Origin of the sequence: Parvibaculum sp., assembly GCF_035511255.1 — a bacterium.
Lineage (GTDB): Bacteria > Pseudomonadota > Alphaproteobacteria > Parvibaculales > Parvibaculaceae > Parvibaculum.
The window spans coordinates 1-3,579 of sequence record NZ_DATKFR010000012.1 but is presented as its reverse complement, the minus strand read 5'-3'; the positions used below and the strand labels follow the sequence as shown (position 1 = coordinate 3,579).

The 3,579-nt window shown below is 66.2% G+C and carries 3 protein-coding genes; 2 read left to right on the top strand and 1 reads right to left on the bottom strand.

Annotation, left to right across the window (positions count from 1 at the left end; translation table 11 throughout):
* The coding region (locus tag VMR03_RS00340; RefSeq protein ID WP_325401135.1) for a thioredoxin domain-containing protein at positions 1–1,793 on the bottom strand (1,793 nt) is incomplete at its 3' end.
* Positions 1,794–1,882: 89 nt separating this feature from the next.
* Here VMR03_RS00340 and VMR03_RS00335 point away from each other — a divergent pair.
* The gene (locus VMR03_RS00335) at positions 1,883–2,152 is read left to right on the top strand and encodes a DUF6489 family protein (protein ID WP_325401133.1); all 270 of its coding nucleotides are present in this window, start codon (positions 1,883–1,885) and stop codon (positions 2,150–2,152) included.
* A 104-nt stretch (positions 2,153–2,256) separates the two neighbouring features.
* The gene (gene mnmE, locus VMR03_RS00330) at positions 2,257–3,576 is read left to right on the top strand and encodes a tRNA uridine-5-carboxymethylaminomethyl(34) synthesis GTPase MnmE (RefSeq protein WP_325401131.1); all 1,320 of its coding nucleotides are present in this window, start codon (positions 2,257–2,259) and stop codon (positions 3,574–3,576) included.
* The last annotated feature ends 3 nt before the right edge of the window (positions 3,577–3,579 follow it).

Sequence of the window (3,579 nt, the reverse complement as noted above, 5' to 3'; positions counted from 1 at the left end):
GAACCGATCAGCACGATCTGGAGCGGCCAGAGGCGTGTCTCGAGACCGCAGAGATAAGAGCCCAGCGGGAAGATGTTGCGGTTGAGCTCGCCGGCGAAGGCGCGGACGAGTTCATCGGCGCGGGCGAGATAATCCTGCTTGCCGGTCAGAAGGGCGAGGCGCGTCAGCACGCCGATCAGGATTCCGTTCGCGGCCGGCGTCGCATTGTCGGCGACGCTGCGCGTGCGGGTGATGAGGGCGCCGGCATCGTCGGCGGTGAAAAAATAGCCGCCATTCCTTTCGTCGCGATAATGCGCGTCGAGTTCGGCGACGAAGCCTTCCGCCTCGGCGACGAAAGAGGAATTGCCGGTCGCTTCGGCAAGGGCGAGGGCAGCGTCCGCCATATTGGCGAGATCGTCGGCCATGGCGCGGTGCTGGAGTTTACCCTCGCGCCATGTGTGGTGGAGGCGGCCATGCTCGATCATGCGCGTCGTCACGAAGGCGAAGGCGCGGGCCGCCGCCTCGATCCAGAGCGGATCGTCGAAGGTCGCGCCCGCTTCGGCAAGCGCGGCGACCGCAAGCCCGTTCCAGTCGGCGAGAACCTTGTCGTCGAAGCCCGGCCGGGTGCGTTTGGCGCGCAGGGCGAGAAGCGTTTCGCGCAATGGTACCAGCGCTTTTTCGTCTTCCTCGCTGAAGGGCTCGTCGGCACGGGCGAGGCGGTTGAGGATATTCTTTTCCTCCCAGTTCCCATGCGCCGAGACGTCGTAGACCGATTTGAAATGCGCGGCGTCGGCGCCGAGCGCGGCGTCGATCTCGGCCTCGCTCCAGACGTAGAAGCGGCCTTCCTCGCCTTCGCTGTCGGCATCGAGCGAGGCGGCGAAGCCCGCGCCCTCGACCAGCATTTCGCGGAAGAGCCAGTCGATCGTTTCGCGGATGCGGCGCGCGTATAGCGGCTTCTTCGTTTCGGCCCAGGCGGAGGTGAGGAGACGGACGAGCTGCGCGTTGTCGTAGAGCATCTTTTCGAAATGCGGCGCGAGCCAGCGCTCGTCGACCGAATAGCGGGCGAAGCCGCCGCCGAGATGGTCGTAGATGCCGCCCTCGCAAAGATGATCGAGCGCCTTCAGCACCGCCTCTCCGAGATCGGCGCGGGTGCTTCGGAGATGCGCGCGCCAGACGAAGGTGAGGAGGGGGACTTGCGGAAATTTCGGCGCGCCGCGAATGCCGCCATGCACCGGGTCCATCAGCGACAGGAACTTGTCGGCGACGATGTCGAGTACCCCGGGCGTCGGCTCGCCCGGATAGGCGGTCGCCGATTGTTCGGCGAGCGCCTTCACCAGCGCGGCGCGATTGCCCTCGATCTTGTCGGGCTCCTGATGGAAGAGGCGCGAGACTTCTTCCAGCACCTGGATGAAACCCGGCCTTCCATAGGCGGGCGTCTTCGGGAAATAGGTGCCGCCCCAGAAGGGTTCGCCGTCGGGGGTCAGGAACATGGTCAGGGGCCAGCCGCCCTGTTCACCGAGGAGATGCAGCGCCGACATATAGATCGCATCGATGTCGGGCCGCTCCTCGCGATCGACCTTGATCGGCACGAAGAGGCGGTTCATCACCTCCGCGACTTCCTCGTCCTCGAAACTCTCATGCGCCATCACGTGGCACCAGTGGCAGGCGGCATAGCCGACCGAAAGCAGGATCGGCTTTCCTTCCCGCCGCGCTGCGTCGAGCGCCTCCTCGCCCCAGGGCCGCCAATGGACGGGGTTGTCCTTGTGCTGGAGGAGATAGGGGCTCGTCTCTTGGCTCAGGAAATTGCGTGACATGAGGCCGTCCGGGCGGTTCACTCTGGAATTCGGGGAGCGCCTCTCCTTAACAGATATGGACTTAACAGAGATAGGTCGGGATCAAGCCCATGAAAGTCACGTTCGACGTTGATCTCACGCCCGAGGAAGCCCGCCGCCTGATGGGCCTTCCCGATGTCGAGCCGATGCAGCAACGGCTCCTCGCCCAGCTCGAGAAGCAGATGGCGCAGAACCTGTCCTATATGGACCCCGAGATGCTGGTGAAGACGATCATGCCGGCCGGAGCGCAGGGGCTCGAGCAGTTTCAGAACCTCCTCTGGAGCATGGCGCGCACCGCGACGGGGACGGGCAAGAAGTCAACGACGCGCAAGGCCGATTGAAAACCCGGGCGGCGATTTAAAACAAGCGACTCACGTTCGATGCCAGGTCCGATGCATGTGCCGCAGGCACTTTTTGCGTCGGCAGATTTCAGGATCGATTCGGATTGGAAACGATTTACGCCTTGTCGAGCGCAGCAGGCCGCGCCGGGGTGGCGGTGATCCGCGTCTCGGGACCGGCCGCTGGCGAGGCGGTGCGTGCCCTGTCGGGGGAAGGCCCGGGCCCTGCGCGGGAGGCCGTTCTGCGGACGCTTCGCGATCCGGCCGATAGCGCCGCGCTCGACCGGGCGCTGGTCCTCTGGTTCGAAGGGCCGGCGAGTTTCACCGGCGAGGACGTCGCCGAATTTCATGTTCATGGTGGCCGGGCGGTGGTTGACGGTGTGCTCGGCGCGCTGGGGCGGCTACCGGCGCTCCGCGTCGCGATGGCGGGCGAGTTCACGCGCCGCGCCTTCGAGAACGGCAAGCTCGACCTCACCGAGGTCGAAGGCCTTGGCGATCTGATCGAGGCGGAAACCGCGGCGCAACGGGTCCAGGCGCTCCGGCAGATGGAAGGTGCGCTTGGCGAACTCTACGAGGGCTGGCGGGGGCGGCTTCTTCGTGTGCTCGCCTATGCCGAGGCAGAGATCGATTTTCCCGACGAGGAAGTGCCGGGAGACCTGACCCGGAAACTGGCGCCGGAGATCGGCCGCCTTGCGACCGAGATCCGCGCCCATCTCGATGACGGCCATCGTGGGGAGCGGCTGCGCGACGGCGTCGAGGTCGCGATTGTCGGACCGCCCAATGTCGGCAAGTCGAGCCTGTTGAACCGGCTGGCGCGTCGCGAGGCGGCGATCGTGTCGGACGAGGCGGGGACGACCCGGGATGTTCTCGACGTGCGGCTCGATCTCGGCGGCGTCCCGGTGACGCTGGCCGATACGGCTGGCCTCCGCGAGGCGGCGGGCGCGATCGAGCGGGAGGGGGTTCGGCGGGCGCTGGCCCGGGCCGAAAAGGCAGACCTCCGCATCGTCGTCGCCGCGCTTCGTGCCGATGGCGGTCTGGACGGGACTTTCGACATGGCGCGGGAAGGCGATCTGCGGATCGTCAACAAGGCGGACCTTGGAAGGCCGGGCCTACCGGGAGTCATCCCGGTATCGGCGGCGACCGGCGAGGGGCTCGACCGTCTGGAAGAGGCCCTGACGGGCCGTATCGGACTCCTGGCGGGTGACAGCGAGCGGCCGGTCATCACGAGGGCGCGCCACCGCGAGGGACTCCAGGCCTGTCTGGAGGGCCTGCAAAGGGCCTTGGGCGCTTTGGCGGCGGAGCGCGAGACCGAGCTGGTAGCTGAAGACCTGCGTCTGGCGGCCCGGTCACTGGGTCGGATCACCGGACGAGTGGATGTCGAGGATTTGCTAGATGTTGTGTTCCGGGACTTCTGCATCGGCAAATAATGT

What these genes read in the sequence shown, in the direction of transcription:
- VMR03_RS00335 (WP_325401133.1), top strand. Translation starts at nt 1,883, where the DNA reads ATGAAAGTCACGTTCGACGTTGATCTCACGCCCGAGGAAGCCCGCCGC.